We start from the raw sequence: 21906 nt of genomic DNA, 5'->3' as shown, positions 1-21906 counted from the left end.
AAGGATGCCGTATCCTGTCGATCCCCTCATCGGACGACTCGTTGTGGCCCCGCTCCGCGTCCTGATCTTCAGCGAACATCCGCCGTACGATCCGGCCCGGCCCGCCGACGGTCTGGCCGTGCGGCATGCGCGAATCGCCGAGGCGCTGGTCGGACGCGGCGCTGCCGTGACCTATGCGCATCCGGATGCCACGGCACCGGATACTGCAGCGCGCGCGTTCGAGGTCCTGCCGGTGGCCACGCCGGCGGCGCTGGCGCTGTGGATCCGCCGCCAGCGACCGGACGTCGTGGTGCTGGGCTACTGGGAGTTCGAGGAGTGGATTCCGACCGACCTCGATGGTGCGCTGGTGCTCGATTACATCGCGCCACGCATGCTCGAACGCCTGTTCGAGGACCGTGCCCGAATGTCCAACGACGCCCGGCGGCTGATCCGCCTGCTGGCGCGCAGCCGCGAGGTGTGGGTCGGCAACGCGCGCCAGGCCGATCTGATGGTGCCGTGGCTGCTGCTGGCTGGACACGACTGTCGGTTCGCCGTGCCGATCCGCGTGGTGCCGATCTCGGCGCCGGTGGCCGATGTCCCTGACAATGCGCCCGACGATGCCCGAGTCGGTCGGCCGGGCGAGCAGCCAGCCCGATCCCCGATCGCCTTCCACGGTGGCCGCGACTGGCCCTGGCGGGTCTCGACGCGATGGCTGGAAGCGGTTCGGCAGGCCGACACCGGATGGACGCTGGATGATCTCGGGCGACCCGACGCGCTGTCGGGCTTCGACGACTACCTCGATCGACTCGGTCGGGCCGACCTGCTGCTGGAGTTGTGCGACGACAACCTCGAGCGGCGCTACAGCCAGTCCTTCCGGATGACCGACGCACTCTGCCGGGGCGTGCCGGTGGTTGCCAATCGGTTCCTGCCGCTGGCCGGGGCGATCGAGCATCATGGCGCCGGCTGGCTGGTCGACTCGCCCGACGACCTGCCGCCGCTGCTCGAGCGCCTGGCCGATGAGCCGATGGCGCTGCAGCGCGCCGCGTCCGGTGCACTGGCGCTGGCCCGCGAGCAGCTGGACGCGGCGCGCAACTACGCCGCGTTGTTCGATGCGCTGGTCGCGCTCGGCCAAGGTCAGTTGCAGGCAAGGCCGCAGCCGCTGGACCTGACTGCGCCGCCGGCTGCGCGCGGCGCGCTCGGCGCGTTCCGGCGGCATTACCTGTCGCGCTGGGCGCACACCCTGGTTCGCCGACCCTATCACCGAGTGCTCCAGCGGCTCGCCGCCGACCGACCGCGGCCGGCCGGCGACGAGGCGACCTGGATCGTGACCAGCCGCAGCGACCTGTTTCCGACCGACCACGGCGCGGCAGTCAAGATCGAGCGAACCGCCTGGGGGCTGTCGCATCACGTCCAGCGCGTGGTGCTGCTGACCGACCGCCGCGACCGCTACTGGGTCTACGAGCGGGGCGAACGGAGCGAGCGCCGGTTTCCGCTCTGGCTGCGTGCGCTGGGCTGGCCGCGTGCGTTCAACCTGCTTCGCTTGTTGCTCAAGGGCCTGCCGTATTCCAACGCGTTCCTGTATCTGCCGCTGGTGGATCGCGGGCTGCACGCGCGGCTGCTGTGGCTGCTCGGACGCTACCCGGTCGAAGTCGTGCAGGCGGAATTTCCGGCCTACGCGCACCCGGCCGTGTGGGCGGCGCGGCTGTTCGGCACCCGCTCGGTGCTGGTCGAGCACAACGTCGAATTCCAGCGCATTGCCGACCAGGTGCCCGAGCTCGGTGCGCGCGGCGCCCGGCTGCTCAAGCGCACCGAAGTCGAACTGGCCAATGCCTGCGATCACGTCGTCACCGTGTCGGACCGGGACCGCGATGACCTGATCGCCGCCGGCGTTCGCGAAGCCCGCATCGTGACCATCCCGCACGGGGTGGACCTGCAGCGCTTCGAACGGGCCGAACCGGTCGATCTGCGGGCAAGGTACGGACTGCCGGCCGATCACGCGGTGCTGGTCTATCACGGCATCTATAGCTATCCGCCCAATCTCGAGGCGGTCGAGGAACTGTCGACCCGATTGCTGCCGGCGCTGGCCGAACGCGGCGTGCAGGCGTCGGTCCTGGCTTGCGGCCCGCGTCCGCCGGCGCAGCCGCTGCCGGGCGTGACCTTCGCCGGTCCGGTCGATGACCTGGCCGGCCACCTGAAGGGCGCCGACCTGGCGGTGATCCCGCTGAGAAGCGGCGGCGGCACCCGGATGAAGATCCTCGACGACTTCGCCGCCCGGGTTCCGGTGGTCGCCACGCGCAAGGGCATGGAAGGACTTCCGCTCCGCGACGGCCGTGAACTTCGCATCGTCGACGACCCCGACGCGATGGCCGACCTCGTCGCCGGGCTGCTGGCCGATGTCGATGCGCGTCAGGCGCTGGCCGACCGCGCTGCCGACTGGGTGGCCCGGCTCGACTGGCGATCCATCGCCGGGCGCTACGTCGCGCGGGTGCGCGGGGCGGGCTGACGGATCGCCGAGGCGTTGTCGGTATACTGCCGACCTTCCTCAAGCTGCGATTTCCGAGCATGTCCGAAGGCGAAACTCCCGAACGCGAAGTCATGGAATACGATGTCATCGTCGTCGGTGCCGGCCCGGCCGGGCTGGCCTGCGCGATGCGGCTCAAGCAGCTCGACGAAGCCCTGAACGTCTGCGTGATCGAAAAGGCCGCCGAAATCGGCGGACACATCCTGTCCGGCGCGGTCATCGAGACCGGCCCGCTGGACGCGCTGGTCGAGGGCTGGCGCGAGGATCCGCCGCCGATCTGCGTGCCGGCGGCCAGCGACGAGTTCCGGCTGCTGACGAAGACCGGCTCGCGCAGGCTGCCCACCCCGCCGCAGCAGAACAACCACGGCAACGTCATCGTTTCGCTCGGCGCGATGTGCGCCTGGCTGGCGCCGAAGGCCGAGGCGCTGGGCGTGGACCTGTTCCCGGGCTTCGCCGCGGCCGACCTGGCCTACGACGACAACGACGCGGTCCGGGGCGTGATCATCGGCGACATGGGCGTGGACCGCGAGGGCAACGAGAAGGACACCTACGTGCAGGGCATCGAGATCCGCGCCCCGATCACGGTGCTGGCCGAAGGCTGCCGCGGCCACCTGACCAAGCGCGCGATCGGCAAGTACGGCCTGGACGCCGAGAGCGATCCGCAGACCTATGCGATCGGCATGAAGGAGCTCTGGAAGCTGCCCGAGGGCCGGGTGAAACCCGGACACATCCAGCATACGATCGGGTGGCCGCTGCCGAACGGCATCTACGGCGGCAGCTTCGTCTATCACCTCGACAAGGACCGGGTCGCGGTCGGCTTCGTCTGCGGGCTGGACTACCAGGACCCGGACTTCACGCCGTTCGAGGCCTTCCAGCAGTTCAAGCATCACCCGAGCATGCATGCGCTGCTCGAGGGCGGAGAGATTCTTTCGTCCGGCGCCCGCGCGCTGGTCGAGGGCGGCCTCCAGAGCCTGCCGCGGGTCGAGATGCCGGGTGCGATGCTGATCGGCGACTCCGCCGGGCTGCTCAACGTGCCGAAGATCAAGGGCACCCACCAGGCCATGAAGTCCGGCATGCTCGCCGCCGAGCACATCGCCGAGCATCGGACGACCACCGGCTTCGACGACGCGCTGCGCGCCTCGGAGATCGTCGCCGAACTGAACAAGGTGCGCAACATCCGACCGGGGTTCCAGAAGGGCCTGTGGCGCGGCCTGCTGACCGCCGTGGTGGAAACCGTCACGGCCGGCAAGCTGCCGCGCACGATCGCCAACCACGCCGACCACGAGCAGTACCGCAAGCGCAACGGCAAGGTCTTCGACTACGACTACGTCGACCGCGACCTGCCGCCGCGCGATCGCCTGGCCTCGGTGTACTTCGCCTCGACCGAGCACGACGAGGACCAGCCGGTCCACCTGAAGATCGTCGATCCCGACGTCTGCTTCACCAAGTGCGAAGAAGAGTACGGCAACCCGTGCACCCGGTTCTGTCCGGCCAACGTCTACGAGGTCGTCGACGACGAGGACGGCAAGCGGATCCAGATCAACGCCGCCAACTGCGTGCACTGCAAGACCTGCGACATCGCCGATCCGTACCAGGTGATCAACTGGGTCACGCCGGAAGGCGGCGCCGGGCCGAACTATTCGAACCTCTGATCCGACGCCCGGCCGGTCGCCGTGAACGACCCCGAATCCCTCGGGGTCGGCCCGGTTGGTACAATACCGGGCTGATCTTTCATCGATTCCGCGAGGCCCCGATTCCATGAAGATTCTCGTTCCGATCAAGCGGGTGGTGGACTACAACGTCCGCGTCCGCGTCAAGTCCGACGGCTCCGGCGTGGAGACCGAGGGCGTGAAGATGTCGATCAATCCGTTCGACGAGATCGCGCTGGAAGAGGCCCTGCGCATCAAGGAGGCCGGCAAGGCCGAGGAAGTCATCGTCTGCTCGATCGGCAGCAAGGACTGCCAGCAGCAGCTGCGCACCGGCCTGGCGATGGGGGCCGACCGCGCCCTGCACGTGCTCACCGACGATGAAGTCCAGCCGCTGGCCGCGGCACGCGCGCTGCTGAAGCTGGTCGAGAAGGAAGACCCGAAGATCGTCTTTCTCGGCAAGCAGGCCATCGATGACGATTGCAACCAGACCGGCCAGATGCTGGCCGCGCTGTGGCAGCGCCCGCAGGCGACCTTCGCCTCGAAGGTCGACCTCGACGGCGAGATCGCCACGGTCACCCGCGAAGTCGATGCCGGCCTCGAGACGCTGGAAGTGGACCTGCCGGCGGTCCTGACCTCGGACCTGCGCCTGAACGAGCCGCGGTTCGTCAAGCTGCCCGACATCATGAAGGCCAAGCGCAAGCCGCTCGAGGAGATCGCGCTGGCCGAGCTCGGCGTCGATGCAGGTCCGGCCCTCGAGACCACCGCGTTCGAGCCGCCGCCGAAACGCGCCGGCGGTCGCATGCTGGAATCGGTCCAGGAACTGGTCGACGAACTCAAGAACAAGGGACTGCTGTGATGACTTCGATCCTGATCATTGCCCAGCACGAAGACGGCACGCTCAATCCGGCCACGGCCAAGACCCTGTCCGGCGCCCTCCAGGTCGGCGCCGAGGCGATCGACATCGCGGTGTTCGCCGAGCCCGGCAGCGTGGTCGCCGGCCAGGCCGCGAAACTCGACGGTGTCCGTCGCGTCGTGGCCGTCGAGGACGCGGCGTTCAAGCATCCGACCGCGGCCCGGCTGGCCCCGGAAATCGCCGCGCTGGCGACCGACTACAGCCACGTGTTCGGCCCGTCGACCACCTTCGGCAAGGACCTGATGCCGCGCGCCGCCGCGCTGCTCGGCGTCAACCAGGTGTCCGACATCCAGCAGGTGATCGACGCGCGCACCTTCAAGCGCCCGATCTACGCCGGCAACGCGATCGTGACGGTCCGCGTGCCGGACGAGGCGATCGTGGTCGCGACGATCCGCAGCGCGTCGTTCGCGGCCGCGCCCGAAGGCGGCGACGCGGCCGAAATCGATGCCCGCCCGGCGGCGGCCGAGGATCCGGGCCACACGCGCTACGTCCGGCTCGAGAGCGGCGGCGGTGACGGGCCGGACCTGCAGACGGCCGATCGCGTCGTCTCCGGCGGCCGGGCGCTGGGCTCGGCGGAGAATTTCCAGCTGATCTACGGCTTCGCCGAGAAGATGGGCGCCGCCGTCGGCGCCTCGCGCGCCGCGGTCGATGCCGGCTACGTGCCGAACGAACTCCAGGTCGGCCAGACCGGCAAGATCATCGCACCGGAGTTGTACTTCGCGATCGGCATTTCGGGTGCCATCCAGCACCTGACCGGCATCAAGGACGCCGGCACCATCGTGGCGATCAACAAGGACGCCGAGGCCCCGATCTTCGAAATCGCCGACTACGGCCTGGTCGGCGACCTGTTCGACGTCATCCCGGAGCTCGAAAAGCTCGTCTGAACGCACCGGTACTGCTGGTGAAGACGAACGCCCCGGCCTGTACCGGGGCGTTTCTTTCTTTGCGGAACCGCAGGTGACCGCAGATCGACGCAGATCGATGCGAATGATCCATGGTCTGAAGCCCTGAATTCGGGCCGGGGCCGGGCATTCCTGACCGAGTCGGTTCGCTCAGCGCCTGGGCGGCGGGGATTCCCGATGTTCATCCGCGTTCATCTGCGGTCGAAAACGAATCGAGCGCGACGCCGGGCCCAGCGCGGCGTCAGTCGAGGCCGGCCATGCCGACGATGTTGTAGCCGGCGTCGACGTAGGTGATTTCGCCGGTGATGCCGCCGGCCAGGTCGGAGCACAGGAAGGCGGCGGTGTTGCCGACGTCCTCGATGGTCACCGAGCGGCGCAGCGGGGCGGTGGTCTCGACGTGTTCGAGCATGGCCCGGAACTTCGAGATGCCGGCCGCGGCCAGGGTCTTGATCGGGCCGGCGGAGATGCCGTTGACGCGGATGCCGTGCGGGCCGAGGCCGTGGGCCAGGTAGCGAACGCCGGCTTCCAGCGACGCCTTGGCCAGGCCCATGACGTTGTAGCTCGGCATGGCGCGGACCGCGCCGAGGTAGCTCAGCGTCAGCATCGCGCCGTTGCGGCCCTCCATCAGCGGCCGCCCGGCGCGGGCCAGGGCCGCGAAGGAGTAGCTGGAGATGTCGTGGGCGATGCGGAAGCCTTCGCGGCTGACCACGTCGGCGAACTCGCCCTCGATCTGGTCGCGCGGTGCGAAGCCGACGGCGTGGACGATGATGTCCAGCGCGCCCCATTCGTTCTTCAACGTGTCGAACACGGCATCGATCTGATCGTCGTCGGCCACGTCCAGCGGCATCGTCAGCGACGAGCCGGTCTGCTCGGCAATCTTCTCGACGCGGCTCTTCAGTTTTTCGTTCTGGTAGGTGAACGCCAGTTCGGCGCCTTCGCGGTGCATGGCCTCCGCGATCCCCCAGGCGATCGAGCGCGGGCTCGCAACACCGACGATCAGCGCTTTCTTGCCTTCCAGCATGCCCATGACGGACGTTCCTCGTGAGTTCGACACGCGGAAAGTGTACCCGCAACCGGCGGCGGCCGGTCCACTGCGGGCACGCCGGCAAGGAGGGCCCGGGGAAGGCTGGAACGAAAGAGGGCGGCCCGGGGCCGCCCTCGTTCGATCGGTCACGCAGGACCGACGATTACACGGTACTTCAGGCGAAGCGGCGCACGGCCACGATGCCCAGACCGGCCAGCACCAGCATCATCAGCGCCAGTGCCCAGGGGCTGTTGACCGGAACCGGCTGGCTTTCCGGCAGACCGCCGACCGCGGCGTTGCAGGCCGCCTGGTCGCTGCACTGCAGGGCCAGGCCCGGGCACAGCGCCGGCATCGCGGCGTTGCGCATGTTGGCGTCGACCGCATCGGGGTTGTCGTCGAAGCCTTCGAAGATCTGAAGGCGCAGGATGCCGTCGGGGCCGGCGACGATGTCCGGCAGCGCGTTGTCGGCAAACACGACGATGGCGCCGGCGGAGGTGAAGTCCTGATCGCCCGGTGCGTCGCTGCCGACACCCACGCGCAGATTGATCGCGTTCGGGTCGGACGAGCCGGTCGAGTCGGAATGCTGGATGGTGGCTTCGCTCAGCCAGCTGGCGCCGACGGTGGCGATGCCGATGTCCCAGCCCACGCCGGTCAGCGCGTTGCCGGCGCCGATGTCGAGATCGACCACGATGTTGTCGGCGTCGTCGAGGCCGTCCCAGCTGTCGATGCCGTCGAAGCTGAAGCAGCCCGGGGCGATGCCGCGCGGGGCGGAGGTGATCACGTCACCGGCGTTGATCGAGGCCGCACCGCTGGACAGCAGTGCGTTGCCGCCCTTGACGGCCGGGTTGCCGGCGTCCTGGGCCCAGCTCGCGCCAGCGGCGAACGTGAGCGCAGCGGCTGCAGCCAGCAGGGTTGCATTCTTCTTGAGATTCATCTTGGGTGTCACTCCCTTTTTGAACTTTGGGGTCGGATTACGGGGCGTCATCAAGGCACGAACATGCCTAACCTCCGAGAATACGTCAACCGGCATCGAACTGCAAGAACTGTCGATCGCAGGATTTGCGGCGCCTTCCGTTGCTCGTGCGATGATGGACGTTCCCGGGCGTTTTCTGCTCGGCTCATCGACTCGAGGACCGTCATCATGAAGTGGATTGCCGTCAGCGGCAGCTTGCGCCGCGACTCGTTCAACACCCGCCTGACCCGGACCCTGGCCGCCCGTGCACCCGAAGGCGTGACCGTGGCCTGTGCCACGCTGCACGGCATCCCGCTCTATGACGGCGATCTCGAGGAGCGCGACGGCGTGCCCGAGGCAGTGGAGGCGCTGAGGCAGCGGATTTGCGATGCCGACGGCCTGATTCTGGCCACGCCCGAGTACAACGGCGGGATGCCGGGCGTGTTCAAGAACGCGCTGGACTGGCTGACCCGGCCGCCCGAGGTCATGGGACCGACCTTCGCGAACCGCCCGACCGCCCTGTGCGGTGCCACGCCCGGCGGGCTCGGCACCACGCTGGCCCAGGCCGGCAGCCTGGTCACCTTGCGCCAGCTGAAGGTGGCGCTGTTTCCCGACCACCTGCGGATCTCGCAGGCCGGCGATGCGCTCGGCGAGGCCGGGCCCGAGGACCGCACGGCGCGCCAGATCGACCGCTGGTTGCGCGGATTCGCCGAGTTCGCCGAACGCGGCTGATCGGCGGCCCGACCCGGGCTCAGGGCCCGTCGGCGTCGGCGCAGTCCAGCTCGTCGAGCCGGGTCAGTCGGACCGGTGCCAGTGCACCGTCGACGAAGCCGGAGCGCTCGGTGGTCCACTCGATCCGGGCCTCGGCGCAGCCGTCGAAGCGCATCACCGCCGACCCCCACGCGATCCGCTCGACCTCGGCGGGGTCGAAGTCGGCGCCGAACCGGGTGCCCCGGGTGATCAGCACGTCTTCGAACGTGGCGACACCATCGCTCAGGACGCCCGATCCGACGATCCACGCCGGCCGACCCCGGTCGTCGTAGGTGAACCAGGCCATGAACAGTTCGTTCGGCCGGACTTCCTGCAGCAGCCAGCCCTGGCCGTCCTGGGCCGGGTCGTACCACTGGCCGCTGACGCCAGGACGCTCGGGCGCGGCGGTCAGCGGTGCGCGTTCGCAGGGCAGGCCGGCGATGCCGGCCAGGCGGGTCATCGACCGGCTGCCGCTGCCGTAGGCGTCATCGCCCGCCCCCTCGGCCGACCACTCGGCGGTGCCGGTCCGGCAGTCCGTGAAGGTCAGGGTCAGTTCGCCCCAGCGCGCCAGCTCGCGGTCGGCCGGATCGAAGCCGGGGCCGAAGCGCGGACCGCGCACGTGCAGCATGTCCGGAATCACGATCGCATCGTCCTCGATGGTGCCGGCCCCGGTCAGCCACAGCTGCTCGTCGCTCTCGCCGGCCGCCGGGTAGGTGAACCAGAGCACGGCTGCGCGGCCGTTCGGCAGCACCTCGACCAGCCAGCCCTCGCCCGAGCGGTCGGCGGCGAACCAGTGACCGGAGTGGCCGGGCCGAACCGCGTTGAGCTTCGGTGCGATCGCGATGGATTGCGGGCTCTCCAGGGCGCCGACCGGGATCGCCTCGTCGACGAAGGCGCCGGTCGAGGCGTCGAAGCGCAGCACGCCGCCGCGCGCCCGGTCGACCACGTACAGCATGCCGTCGGGCCCGAAGGCCAGGGCACGGGCACTGGCCAGGCCGCCGCGGCCGGTCGGGATGAAGGTCTCGGGCTGGCCCGGCGCGTCGGTCGAGTACCGCACCACGCGGATGTCGTCGGCGACGTAGAGCCGGCCGTCGGGACCGAAGGCGAGATCGCGCGGGTTCCGCAACTGGCCGCCGAAGGCCAGGTTGGGCTTGCGCTCGCCGCTGTCGCCGTCGAACACCAGGATGCGCCCGGCCGAACCCTCGGCCAGGTAGAAATCGCCGTCGGGCCCGAAGGCGAAGGCCCGCAGCGGCAGTTCGACCCGGGTGTTCCAGTCGGCCGGGTCGGCCGGGTCGCCGGTCACGATCGGCGCGCGCCGGTTGCCCTGGGCGTCGAAGCGTTCGATCGCGTCGTCGCCGAGCACCACCACGCCGCCGTCGGGATCGAAGCCCAGCGCGCGCGGAAACGCGCTGCGCAGTTCGAAGGGCTCGGGCCGGGCCGAGTCGAGGAACACGTCGACCAGGTCGCCGGTGGCCCGATCGTAGCGCCGCACGTCGGCCGAAGCGAGCAGCCAGACCAGGCCGCGGCCGTCGACGGCCAGGTCGCTGAACTCGGTCAGCACCGGCAGCGCGTCGACCGGCTCGGGGCGGGCGGCCTCGCCGCGAAAGCTGCCGTCGAGGTTCCAGGCCAGCACGGCGTCGCGTTCGCTGTCGACGACCAGCAGTTCATGGTCCTCGAGATCACCGGGCGTCCGGATCGCACGGTCGGTGAAGGTCGGCGGGGGCGGCGGTGCCGGGATTTCGCCGTCGGCGGGGTCGAACGGCCAGGCATCGGTGGAATCCGGCACGCCGTCGCCGTCGCTGTCCGGGTCGGAGGGCGCCGGTGCGCTCGTGCTGTCCGGCGGGCCGCCGCGATAGGCCGCGATGCGGACCAGCTGGCGCCGCATTTCGGCCGCGTTGTCGGCCGCATCACCGGCCAGGGTCGAGCCGCACGGTCCGCCGCCGCAGGTCGTGTCCGGGTTGGAGAATCGGTCCAGGCGCAGGAAGCGGTTCACGTCGCCGGTCCCGAACGAGCCCATCACGGTGTGGAAGCGATCCAGCTGCACGAAGGCGTAATTGGCGTTGTCGGGGTCGTCCGAGGCGTTCTGCTGGTGGCGGGCGTTCAGATTGTGGCCGAGTTCATGGGTGAATACCGCGTCGGAACAGATCGACCAGTTGCTGACCCCGTCGTTGGTGATCTGGACGCCGAAATCCGGGTCGGGGTCGTCGGCCGGAAACGGGAAGAACGCGATCCCGCAGGAGCCGCGCGTCTCGATGTCGTGGGGCCAGGTCAGCACCACGAGATCGGCGGCGAACTGGTCGCGGATGCTGGCCAGGTTCTCCAGCCCGGGCACGAAGTCGCCGGCCAGCGCGTCGGCCAGCAGCCCGATCATTTCGCGGTTGTCCTCGGTCGGCAGCAGGCCGGTCGGGCGGCGCAGGACCAGGCGGACGACCGCCGGAATCGCCGAGTCGGCCAGCGCCTGGTTGGCGATCGCGACCAGGTGGTTCAGGCGGGTGTCCAGCAGGTCGCCCGGATAGCGCTGCTGCATCGAGGCCGGGTAGATGAACATCACGTCGATGATGCTGGCCGCGCCGTCCTTGGGCGCCGGCGCAGGCGATCGCGGGCGGTCCGGGGCGGCCGCGCGGCCCAGCGCATCGGGATGCAGCGCATCGTGGCCGAACGCATCGACCTCGACGGCCGGGTGGCCGGCATCGATCAGCCAGCTGCCGCCGGCCTCGCTGTGGACCAGCCACAGTCGGCCGTCGAGCCGCAGCCGGCCGAACAGTCCGCTGCGGCCGCGGGTCAGTACGCCGTCGATCGCGACGCTGCCCTTGGTCATCGTGCGAAGCCGCAGCGTGAGGTCTCCGTTGGCGTGGCGGACCGGGTCGCCGGCGGTTGCCGTCACGGTCCGGCCGTCCGGGAACGGCAGCGCCACCGCCTTGCCCGCGGCCAGGCCGACCGCGTCGATCCGCACCGGCACCCGGGCGGCCTCGGGCAGCCCGGCCACGGACGATGCAGCGCTCGGGCGCGACTTGTCCTCGGCCAGCGTCCACAGCGGCGGATCGGCCCAGGCACGGCCGGCGAGAAGCAGCAGGGCCGCGAGCGGCAGCAGCGAGAGGATCGCTCGAGCCGGCGCAGCCAGGGCAGGGCAGCAGGGGATCGGTCGGTCGGACATCGGCGCATCTCCGGAGCCAGGGGTTGGCGCAACGGGAATGGTGCCCCGGGCAGGAGTCGAACCTGCGACCTGCCGCTTAGGAGGCGGCTGCTCTATCCGCTGAGCTACCGGGGCCCCGAGGCCGAAGAGTACCAGAGCCCGCGGCACCGGCGCGGCGAGCCCGGCCAGCGGTTCAGCCGGTCAGTTCGCCGAGCTGCTCGCCACGCCAGCCGTCGAGCCATTCCGGTCGCTCGCCGCGGACGATCCGCTCCAGTTCGCGCTTGCTGGCCAGCAGTGCCGGATCCACCCCCAGCGCCTCGGCGCGTTCGCGCACCACGCCCTGCAGGCGCTTGACCTCGTCGCGGCCCTCGCGGTCCAGCGGCAGCAGCGCGGCCGGTCGCGTCCAGTCGTCGGCCGGGCGACCGCAGCAGGCCACCAGCTCGTCGCCGAAGCGCCGCGCGGCGCCGGGTTTGAGCGCGTCGATTCCGCGCAGCTCGTCGGCCGTGGCGGGATTGCGCCGGGCGATCTCCAGCAGCGCCGGATCGGCGGCAATGAAGGTCCGCGGCAGATCGCGTTCGCGGGCCTGGCGATCGCGCCAGTGGGCCAGCGTGACCAGCCGGGCCAGCGCCTCGTCGTCGAGGCGTTCGGCGCCGCGGATCCGGAGTACCGGGTCGACCGGCGTCCGGGCCTGGGCGACGCGGCGGGCGCAGTCCTCGGCGTGCCAGGCCAGCCGGTCGGCCGCGACCAGCCGCTCGGTGAGCTCGGCTTTCAGCGCCGGCAGCGCGATCACGTCATGCGCGGCGTAGTCCAGCCAGGCGTCGGGCAGCGGACGACGCAGCCAGTTGTTGCGCGCCAGGCCGCCGGGAAAGACCACGCCGAGCAGTTCCTCGGCCAGCGTCTCGTATTTCAGCTGCAGCGGCTTGCCGATCAGCGCCGCGGCGACCTGGGTGTCGAACAGCGGATCGGGGATCGCGCCGCAGACCCGGTCGATGACCTCGAAGTCCTCGCCGACACTGTGCAGGATCTTGATCCGCGCCGGATCGGCCATCCAGTCGGCCAGTCCCGCGCGGAAGCCGTCGTGGTCGCCCAGGGCGAGCGGATCGAGCAGCCAGACGCGCCGACCGTCGCTGACCTGGATCAGTCCGGGCTGCGGATGGAAGGTGCGTTCGCGGACGAACTCGGTATCGATGCCGAGCTCGGTGGCCCGGTCGATCGCGGCCAGGAACTCGGCCAGGCCGGCCGGATCGTCGACCCGCTGGCGGGGGGCATCGTGGAAGGCGTCGGTCGTCATTGTGTGATCTCGGGCACAGTGCGGGGAGCGGACGAGTGATGCAGCGGTCCTTGTGGCGTATGACCAGTTGCGCTATGTTTATGTCGCAAAGGGCAGACGAACGTGCAGATGTCGCCTTGGACGTCGTCGTACAGAAGCGGCGCCCGACATCGAATCAATCACTCGTAGCGGGAATATCTCTGATGAAACGTTGGATCGCCTTGATGGGACTGGTCGTGCTGTTCGCGATGCATGGTAGCGCATGGTCGCAGGAAGAACAGGACGACGCACAGGCCGGGACCGCCGCGGCGGAGCCGGCCACCGAAGACGAAGAACGACGCGTTCGCCGGCTGGGCGACGTGATCGGCGAGGGGACACAGGAATGGTCGATGGACATTCCGGCGATCGAGACCCCGGCGGTACCGGTCGAAGAACAGCCCCAGGTCTCGCTGCCGGACCCGGAGCAGGACGCGCAGCTCCAGAACCTGCTGACCCGGCGTGCCTTCGTGCCGGACGACCCCGACATCGCCGCCGAACTCCAGGCCCTGCTCGATGACGTCGAGGAGCAGGCCGGCACGGCGCTGGCGGCCGGCAACCTGGCGCTGGCCGGGCGCCTGGCCAACGTGCTTGCCGAACTGGACGCGGATCGCGCGATCATCGGCCGGGTCGCGGCCGCGCGGGAGCGGGCCGATAGCCTGGCCCGCCTGCTCGCCCAGGCCGATACGGCGCTCCAGGACGGCAACCTGATCGAGCCGGAGGACGGCGCCGCCTGGACGCTGTACGGTCGCGCACTGGCGATCGAGAGCGACAACGCCGCTGCGCTGGCCGGCCAGGACGCGGTGCGCAGCGCGCTGCTCGATGCGGCCGAGCAGCGGATTGCCGACAACGATTTCGAGCGCGCCGACGAACTGCTGGCCGCCGCGGCCGAGCGCGACGCCGACGCCGACCGGATCGATGCACTGGAGAACGACCTGACGGCGGCTCGCGCCGACCAGATGCGTGCACTGGCCGCCGAGATCCGCGCCTCGATCGACGAAGAGGCCTACGAGCAGGCCGAACAACAGATCAACCAGCTGGTCGCGCTCGGCGCGCCGGCCGACGACGTGGAGTCGCTGCGAACCCTTCTCGACGACGCCATCCGCTACGGCGGCTTCGAGCCCGGCCAGGTCTTCCAGGACGGTCTCGGTGACGGAGACGGCTTCGGACCGGTGATGGTGGTGGTGCCCTCGGGCAGCTTCATCATGGGTTCGCCGGAAGACGAGGACAACCGGGTCGGCAACGAGGGGCCGCAGTTCCGGGTCCGCTTCGAGAACGGTTTCGCGATGGCGCAGACCGAGGTCACGGTCGGCCAGTTCGCCCGTTTCATCGAGGAAACCGGCTATGTCACCGACGCCGAGCGCGCGCGCAGCTCCAGGGTCTACCGGTCCGGTAGCGGCCGGGTCGACGAGCAGCGCGGCGTGACCTGGCGGATGGACTACCTCGGCGAGGACGCCGAGGAGAACCTGCCGGTGGTCCACGTGTCGTGGAACGACGCCAACGCCTATGCGCTGTGGCTGGCCCGACGCACCGGCCGGCCGTACCGGCTGCCGTCGGAGGCCGAGTTCGAATATGCACTGCGCGCCGGCAGCCAGACCCCGTACTGGTGGGGCGAAGGCAGTCCCGACGAGCCGGTCGAGAACGTCACCGGAGACGGCGATCAGTTCACCGATTCACGCTCGTGGACCGTGGCCTTCGATCGTTACAACGACGGCTTCTGGGGTCCGGCCCCGGTCGGCAGCCTGCAGACCAACCCGTTCGGCCTGTACGACATGGGCGGCAACGTGATGGAGTGGCTCGAGGACTGCTGGCACGACAGCTATGTCCGGGCGCCGGACGATGGCAGTGCCTGGGTCAACCCGGGCTGCGAGCGCCGCATGCTCCGGGGCGCGTCGTGGTCGTCGACGCCGTCGATGAGCCGGTCGGCATTCCGCTTGTCGAGCCGCAACGACAGCACCGACGCGCGCGTCGGATTCCGGGTGGCACGCGACCTCTGAGCGCACCCGATGCGGCGGGTCGCGCCCGGCGCGACCCGTTGACGCAGCGGGCCGCGGCGAGCGTGACCGGGATCGAATGACCACCGTGGCGGAAACCGTCGCGAATACCATTGCGGAGACCATTGGCATCGAGCGGCCGTTCGTCGCATACTGATGTCCGATGGTTCGTTCGGGCCGGGCCGGGGAGGGCAACGGCTCGGCGCAAGGGAGACAACGTGGACAGCATGCCGCTCGTGGGCCACGCGGAGCCGCACCGCCAAGGCCGCACCCTTCGTCGTCCGATGGGGCGGGTGGTCGCACGCGCTCCTCGTTCGCCCGGCCCGTGTCGTGTCCTCGAAGCGGCCGCCGAACTGCATTCATCGACGACATTCCGTTTCCTGACGAAGGGCGCTGCCGTTGCCTGCAAGCCGGGCCGTCCAGGCAAACCCTGTCCGCCTCCAACGAGCGTGCAGCGTCCCTGCCCGGGTGCGCGAGAGACGGCGCGAAGCGAATCCTCGACCTGCGCATCGCCGCCCGGAAGGGCCGAAGGGACGTGCGGCTGATCGGCGTCGATCCTTCGGGACGGCTGCGCGGTCCGACCGCGTGGCTGCTGGTGGTGACCCTGATGGCCGCCGGCGCGCTGGCCGCCGCGGCCTGGACCGAGCATCAGCAGCGGGTCGAGCTGGAGGCCAACCTCGAGCGCGCCACCGGCGCGGCGCTGGCCCGCATCGAACAGATCCTCGACGAATTCCGCGCCCTGGCCGCCGAGATCCCATCTTCCGGTGACATCGATTGCTCGACCGCGCAGCTGGAGCGCATGCGTCGCCAGCTGTTCGGGCTCGATTTCCTGCGCGACATCGGCATCGTCCGCGATCGAACGCTGTTCTGCTCGACCACGCTGGGCGTGATCGACGACCCGGTCAGCAGCAGCGCACCCGATCTGATCCTGGCCGACGGCATCGAACTCTACGCCTACCGCAGCGTGCGGCTGTCGCTGAATCGGCCGACCATGGTGCTGCAGCTCGAGCACATGAACGCGCTGGTCGATCCGGTCCTGGTCGAAGGCTTGAGCAGTTCGCCGTGGCTGGATGCGCTGCAGATTTCCGATATCGCACGGACCGACTGGTTCGCGCTGTACGGAGCGCCCGGAAACGTACCCGTGACCGCACCGGGTTCGGACCTGCTGGTGGGTGTGCGATGCAGTTCGACCGACGGCTTGTGCCTGCGCGGCCTGACCTCGCCGGCGCGCGCGGACGGGCCGGTTTCGAGCGGCCGCCTGAGCTTCGTGGTGCTCGGCGCCGTGGCCGGCCTGTCGGTGGTCCTGCTGATCCAGCTGGCAACACTCGGTTACTGCACGCCGTCGATGCGGATCCGGCGCGCGCTGGCCTCCGGGGCGATCAAGGCGCGCTATCAACCGATCTTCGAGGCCAACAGCGGTCGGCTGGTCGGTATCGAGACGCTGGCCCGCTGGCCCCGGGGCCCGGCCTTCCTGCGTCCGCCGGAGGCCTTTGTTTCGGCCGCCGAGAACGGCGGGCTGGCCCGGCGCCTGACCCGGCGGATGATCGAGAACGTCGCCGGGGATCTCGGCCGCTGGCTGGCCGCGCGTCCCGAGGTCAGCGTCGCGATCAACATCTCGGCCCAGGACCTGGAAGGCGGCGATCTCGGCGAAGCGCTGGAGCGCCACCTGATCCCGACCGGCGTTGCGCCCGGCCAGGTGGTGCTCGAGATCACCGAGCGCAGCCTGGTCGGCATGCACGGGCCGATCGAACGCCTGGTCGAACGCGGCTACAGCGTCCACGTCGACGATTTCGGCGAAGGCTACAGCAGCCTGGCCTACCTGCACGAACTGCCGCTGCACGGGGTCAAGATCTCGCGCACCTTCGTGTCCAGCCTCGGTACGGACTCGCCGAAAGCCGTGCTGGTTGCCAGCATGGTGCAGATGGCCGAGCAGCTGAACCTCGAAGTCGTGCTCGAAGGCATCGAGACCGAGCGCCAGCGCCAGGCCGCGGCACGCCTGGGCGAGGTCACCTGGCAGGGCTTCCTGTTCGCCCGCCCGATGTCGGCCGATTCGCTCAAGGCCTTCGAGGCCGCGCTGTCGGGCGACGAGCCGGACGAGGATGCCGGGAAAGGGGCCTGAGTCCTTCTCGACGATCCGCACCCGGATCCGTTCGCGCGGCGGCCTGACGCCCTTGCCCGAGTCTTGACCCGTACCACGGAGACACCGCCGTTGCCTGCAGCGGCGGACGAACAGGCTCGCGAGACGAGGCGGCAGCGCCCGGTCTCCATCGTTCGCCGGCAGCGCAGCGGCATCGACGAACTCGCTGGACTCGAACAGACCCGGTCCTGACGGAGTGGGCGTGCGGGACCTTGTCCGGAGCGTCGGGACCGTCGCTCGGGCTCGTCGCGCCCACCGATCGACCATTCATGCGTCAATTCGGGCCGATCTCCCGATCGAATCTGCTCTGAAGAATGACGCGGTGGCTTGTACGATGTCGGTCTTGGAACGCATCTACCCTGATCGATGCGTTCGGCAACATGAAACCTCAGAGGATTCCAGAATGACTCCATCCCGTCTTTTCAACGCCGGATTTCTGGCCGGCACCCTGGCGCTTTCGGGCGCTGCTGCTGCCATGCCGGACTTCTCCTTCAACACCGATGAGCTGCCCGATGACGGCGATGTCGTTGTCTACGTGACGGCCGGCGGCGGGCTCGGTGACCTGGGCCGGGAACTGGACGAGGCCACGGGCGGCCGCCTGTCGGGTGCGATCGAGGTGATGGAATTTTCCGGCGAGTTCGGCGAAACGCTGACTCTGCCCGCCGTGGCACCGTTCCGTCAGGTCGTCGTCATCGGTGCCGGTGACGAGGCGCTCGGCACGCGCGATCTCCATGACCTCGGCGGTCATGCGGCGATGGCGGCGGATGATGAAGACGGCCTGGCGATCGTGTTCGACGCTCTGGACGCGGCCGTGGATGCCGCCGGCGCCCACCTGGCCCTGGGCTATGCCCTGGGCGACTATCGGTTCACCACCTACAAGACCGTGGACGACATCCGGGACGACGGCGAAGTTGTCCTGGTCGGGTCCGGTCGGGCCGACCAGCGCGCGTTCGAAACCGATCTCGGCCACCTGGCAGAAGGCATCACGCTGGCTCGCAACCTGGGCAGCGAGCCCGGCAACACCCTCTGGCCGCAGCGCTTCGTCGAGCACGTGCAGGCCGCCTTCGAAGACGTCGACGACGTCACCATCACGGTGCTCGACGCCGACGACATCCGGGCCCGCGGCATGGGCGCCCTGATGGGCGTCGGCCAGGGGTCGATCCACGATCCGCGCCTGCTGGTCGTCCAGTATCGCGGGTCGGACGACGCGCCGATCGCGCTGGCCGGCAAGGGCATCACCTTCGACACCGGCGGCATCTCGATCAAGCCGAACGAGAACATGTGGTACATGAAGTCCGACCTGTCCGGGGCCGCGGCCGTGGCCGGCGCGGTGCTCGCCGCGGCCAAGCGGGAAGAAAACGTGCACGTGGTCGGTGTCATGCCGCTGGCCGAGAACATGCCGTCGCAGGACGCGATCCGCCCCGGCGACGTGCTGACCACCATGTCCGGCAAGACCGTCGAGATCATGAGCACCGACGCCGAAGGCCGCCTGCTGCTGGTCGACGCGGTCTACTACGCGCAGCAGGAATTCGAGCCGCGCATGCTGCTGAACATCGCGACGCTGACCGGGTCCGCCGCGCGCGCCACCGGTGCCGAATACGCCGCCGTGATCACCCGCGACCTGCCGCTGAGCCTCGAGATGATGGAGGTCGGCGAAGCGTCCGGCGAGGACGTCTGGCCGCTGCCGCTGCACCCGAACCACTTCACCCAGATCGAGAGCCTGATCGCCGACATCAAGAACACCGGCGGATCCCCCGGCGCTTCGATCGGCGCGGCCGTGATCGGAATCAACGTCGCCGAGGACCTGCCGTGGGTCCACCTGGACATCGCCGGCGTCGACTGGCGCGACGAGGCGACGCCGACCGCGCCGGTCGGCCACGCGGGCTGGGGCGTTCGGTTCATGGACGAGTTGCTTCGGCGCGAGGCGGACCAGGCACAGTGACCCCGGGTGGGGCTGTCCTCGTCCTCCGGAATTTCGTTCGACGGGGCGTTCTCGGCCATCCGGGGCGCCCCCCGCTTCCGGTTCTCCGACGGCGCGGGAATTCCTCCGGCTGGTCGCTCCTCCAACGACGAATGGTCGCTGCCGACGAGGCTGGGTCGTCGTGAACCGACACCGGCCGCGATCGGCTCGATGGTCTGCCTGGTCGGCATCGGGTTTCCGCCGGGTCGGGTGACTGCTTCCGGACATCCGGCCGTTGCGCAGGAGCCGGCAACTGCGCCGCCGCTTCAAACGCACCAGAACGGTCTTCACATCCTGCACCTGGCGCACGCCCTAGGATTTCGCGCTCGGTGCCAGAGGGTGGCCCGGACTGGGAAGAGAACCATGACCAAGAACCTGGCAACGATCCGCATCCACAACCTGCGCCTGCGCACGCTGATCGGCTTCAATGCCGACGAGCGGGTCAAGAAGCAGGACATCGTCATCAACGCCGAAATCGCCTACACGCTGGCCGACGGCGTGTTCGAAGACCGCGTCGAGGATGCGCTGAACTACAAGACGATCACCAAGGCCATCATCGAGCACGTGGAAGAGGGGCAGTTCCTGCTGCTCGAGAAGCTGGTCGGCGACGTGCTGGCGATCTGCAGCAAGGACAAGAGCGTTCAGCGCGCGTCGGTCACGATCGAGAAGCCCCACGCACTGCGCTTTGCCGATTCCGTTTCGCTGACCCTGGACTATCATGCGCAGCACGCTGCCCTGCCGCGCCTGTTGGAGAAAGCATCATGAGCCCTGAAGCCATTCGCCTGTCCGCCCTTGCCGAACCCGCCGCGGCGGAGAAGGAAGCCCTTCTGAGTGACGAAGCCCGCCTCGTGCGCGACACGCTGGTGCAGCGCGGCCTCGAAACGCCGATGATCGACAACGGGTTGACTGCCGACGAAAAATACCAGCGCATCGAATCCTTGATGCGCGAGGTCGTCGAAACGCTCGGGCTCGATCTGAACGACGACTCGCTTGCCGAGACGCCGCACCGCATCGCCAAGATGTACGTGCGCGAAATCTTCTCCGGCCTGGACTACAGCGAATTCCCGAAGCTCTCGCTGATCGAGAACAAGATGGGCGTCAACGAGATGGTCAAGGTGCGCGACATCGAGCTGGTCAGCACCTGCGAGCATCACTTCGTGACCATCGACGGCACCGCCAAGGTCGCCTACATCCCGAAGGACCGGATCCTGGGCTTGTCGAAGATCAATCGTCTCGTGCGCTTCTTCGCCAAGCGCCCGCAGGTGCAGGAGCGGCTCACGCGGCAGATCCTCGTCGCCCTGCAGGCGCTGCTGGGGACGCAGGACGTCGCGGTCAGCATCGATGCCGTCCACTACTGCGTCAAATCCCGCGGCGTGATGGACTCGAATTCACGCACCAGCACGACCGCGCTGGGCGGGTGCTTCGAGAAGAACATCCATACGCGGGCCGAATTCCTGAACCCGTGAACCCGATCCTGATCACCGGCGTCGGCCAGCGCGTTGGCCTGCACCTGGCGCGCACCTTCATCGGTCGTGGCCAGCCGGTGATCGGCACCTACCGGACGAGGCGCGACAGCATCGACGAGCTTGAGCAGCTCGGCGTCGAACTGCATCGCTGCGACTTCTACGACGAAGCGCAGGTGCAAGCGCTGATCGATGCCGTGGCTGCAAAGCACGATCGCCTGCGCGCGATCATCCACAACGCGTCGGACTGGCTGCCGGACAGCGCGGACCTTCCGCTTGATGAGATCCTGCGCCGCATGATGGCCGTGCACGTGGCCGCGCCGTACCGGATCAACCTCGGTCTCGCCGATCGACTCAAGGCCGGTGCGCCATCGGACATCATCCACCTGGGGGACTACGTCTCCGGCCGCGGCAGCAGGAAGCACATCGCCTACGCCGCCAGCAAGGCCGCCCAGGACAACCTGACCCTTTCGTTTGCCGCCCTGCTCGCGCCGGAAGTGAAGGTCAACAGCATCGCGCCGGCACTCGTGCTGTTCAACGAAGACGACGACGCGGCCTACCGCGAGAAGACCCTGAAGAAAAGCCTGATGCAGCGCGAAGGCGGCCTGGACGAAATGCAGCACCAGGTCGACTACCTGCTGGAAAGCCACTACGTCACGGGCCGCATCCTCCACATGGACGGCGGGCGGCACCTGGTCTGATCGGGCCAGCGGCCGGGGTCGGCGGCCTGTTGGAGGCCGCTTGCGGGCGAAGGGTAAGTTGGTTGGTTGTTTGGTTCTTTGGTTCGTTGGCAGATCGCAAACCCTTCGCGCGCAAGCGCCCTCCAACAGGAGAATCAGCGCCGCCCCTTCCACAACTCCGTCATCCCGGGGCGCCGAAGGCGAACCCGGGACCTCGTGACGCAATCGCCCTTCGAACCCGGGCAGAAAGAGGGATCGCCCGACCGGTTCGCGAGCAAGCTCCCTCCAACAGGAGAACCAGCGCCGCCCCTTCCACACCTCCGTCATCCCGGGGCGCCGAAGGCGAACCCGGGACCTCGTGACGCAATCGCCCTTCGAACCGGGGCAGGAAGAGAAACTGCCCGACCGGTTCGCGAGCAAGCGCCCTCCAACAGGAGAACCAGCGCCGCCCTTCCACAACTCCGTCATCCCGGGGCGCCGAAGGCGAACCCGGGACCTCGTGACGCAATCGCCCTTCGAACCCGGGCAGGAAGAGGGATCGCC

At 69.1% G+C, this 21906-nt stretch carries 15 protein-coding genes and 1 tRNA gene; 11 read left to right on the top strand and 5 right to left on the bottom strand.

Annotation, left to right across the window (positions count from 1 at the left end; translation table 11 throughout):
- The first annotated feature begins 43 nt into the window (after positions 1 to 43).
- From HFP89_RS16280 to HFP89_RS03355, 4 genes are all read left to right on the top strand, one after another.
- Complete coding sequence (locus HFP89_RS16280) at positions 44 to 2482, top strand: glycosyltransferase family 4 protein (protein ID WP_168716233.1); 2439 nt, start codon at positions 44 to 46, stop codon at positions 2480 to 2482.
- Positions 2483 to 2541: 59 nt separating this feature from the next.
- Positions 2542 to 4152 (top strand): electron transfer flavoprotein-ubiquinone oxidoreductase, encoded by a 1611-nt coding sequence (locus HFP89_RS03365; RefSeq protein ID WP_168716232.1) that lies wholly within the window; start codon positions 2542 to 2544, stop codon positions 4150 to 4152.
- A 106-nt stretch (positions 4153 to 4258) separates the two neighbouring features.
- On the top strand, positions 4259 to 5005 hold the full coding sequence (locus HFP89_RS03360) for an electron transfer flavoprotein subunit beta/FixA family protein (RefSeq protein ID WP_168716231.1): 747 nt from the start codon (positions 4259 to 4261) through the stop codon (positions 5003 to 5005).
- The gene (locus HFP89_RS03355) at positions 5005 to 5946 is read left to right on the top strand and encodes an FAD-binding protein (protein ID WP_168716230.1); all 942 of its coding nucleotides are present in this window, start codon (positions 5005 to 5007) and stop codon (positions 5944 to 5946) included. The genes HFP89_RS03360 and HFP89_RS03355 overlap by 1 nt, the downstream gene beginning before the upstream one ends.
- A gap of 259 nt (positions 5947 to 6205) precedes the next feature.
- On the opposite strand, the gene HFP89_RS03350 is transcribed toward HFP89_RS03355, so the two are convergent.
- Together HFP89_RS03350 and HFP89_RS03345 are read right to left on the bottom strand one after the other, a co-directional pair.
- Positions 6206 to 6991 (bottom strand): enoyl-ACP reductase, encoded by a 786-nt coding sequence (locus HFP89_RS03350; protein ID WP_168716229.1) that lies wholly within the window; start codon positions 6989 to 6991, stop codon positions 6206 to 6208.
- Between the two features lie 172 nt (positions 6992 to 7163).
- A complete protein-coding gene (locus HFP89_RS03345) occupies positions 7164 to 7922 on the bottom strand; it encodes an IPTL-CTERM sorting domain-containing protein (protein ID WP_168716228.1) in 759 nt (252 codons plus the stop codon).
- Positions 7923 to 8129: 207 nt separating this feature from the next.
- Here HFP89_RS03345 and HFP89_RS03340 point away from each other — a divergent pair, with 207 nt between their 5' ends.
- Positions 8130 to 8672, top strand: a complete 543-nt coding sequence (locus HFP89_RS03340; RefSeq protein ID WP_206212205.1) for an NADPH-dependent FMN reductase — start codon at positions 8130 to 8132, stop codon at positions 8670 to 8672.
- A gap of 19 nt (positions 8673 to 8691) precedes the next feature.
- Here the strand turns inward: HFP89_RS03340 and HFP89_RS03335 are convergent, their stop codons facing one another.
- The 3 genes from HFP89_RS03335 to HFP89_RS03325 all read right to left on the bottom strand — a co-directional run bounded on the left by HFP89_RS03335 (position 8692) and on the right by HFP89_RS03325 (position 13114).
- Positions 8692 to 11844 (bottom strand): reprolysin-like metallopeptidase, encoded by a 3153-nt coding sequence (locus tag HFP89_RS03335; protein ID WP_168716227.1) that lies wholly within the window; start codon positions 11842 to 11844, stop codon positions 8692 to 8694.
- Between the two features lie 38 nt (positions 11845 to 11882).
- Positions 11883 to 11958, bottom strand: a tRNA-Arg gene (locus HFP89_RS03330).
- Positions 11959 to 12016: 58 nt separating this feature from the next.
- The gene (locus tag HFP89_RS03325) at positions 12017 to 13114 is read right to left on the bottom strand and encodes an HRDC domain-containing protein (RefSeq protein ID WP_168716226.1); all 1098 of its coding nucleotides are present in this window, start codon (positions 13112 to 13114) and stop codon (positions 12017 to 12019) included.
- A 182-nt stretch (positions 13115 to 13296) separates the two neighbouring features.
- Between HFP89_RS03325 and HFP89_RS03320 the strand changes: the two genes are divergently transcribed.
- The 6 genes from HFP89_RS03320 (at position 13297) to folM (ending at position 21384) form a co-directional block, all read left to right on the top strand.
- Entirely contained in the window at positions 13297 to 15126 is a 1830-nt protein-coding gene (locus HFP89_RS03320) for a formylglycine-generating enzyme family protein (RefSeq protein WP_168716225.1), read from the top strand.
- A 532-nt stretch (positions 15127 to 15658) separates the two neighbouring features.
- On the top strand, positions 15659 to 17242 hold the full coding sequence (locus HFP89_RS03315; RefSeq protein WP_168716224.1) for an EAL domain-containing protein: 1584 nt from the start codon (positions 15659 to 15661) through the stop codon (positions 17240 to 17242).
- A 421-nt stretch (positions 17243 to 17663) separates the two neighbouring features.
- Entirely contained in the window at positions 17664 to 19202 is a 1539-nt protein-coding gene (locus HFP89_RS03310) for a leucyl aminopeptidase family protein (RefSeq protein ID WP_168716223.1), read from the top strand.
- Between the two features lie 381 nt (positions 19203 to 19583).
- Entirely contained in the window at positions 19584 to 19985 is a 402-nt protein-coding gene (folX, locus tag HFP89_RS03305) for a dihydroneopterin triphosphate 2'-epimerase (RefSeq protein WP_168716222.1), read from the top strand.
- On the top strand, positions 19982 to 20686 hold the full coding sequence (gene folE, locus HFP89_RS03300; RefSeq protein WP_168716221.1) for a GTP cyclohydrolase I FolE: 705 nt from the start codon (positions 19982 to 19984) through the stop codon (positions 20684 to 20686). The genes folX and folE overlap by 4 nt, the downstream gene beginning before the upstream one ends.
- Entirely contained in the window at positions 20683 to 21384 is a 702-nt protein-coding gene (folM, locus tag HFP89_RS03295) for a dihydromonapterin reductase (RefSeq protein WP_168716220.1), read from the top strand. Before folE ends, folM begins: the two co-directional genes overlap by 4 nt.
- Positions 21385 to 21906 lie beyond the last annotated feature (522 nt).

It is taken from the genome of Wenzhouxiangella sp. XN79A (assembly GCF_012272825.1).
GTDB lineage: Bacteria > Pseudomonadota > Gammaproteobacteria > Xanthomonadales > Wenzhouxiangellaceae.
Note: the sequence above shows the minus strand (reverse complement) of the source record. Positions and strands in the feature narration are given on the sequence as shown.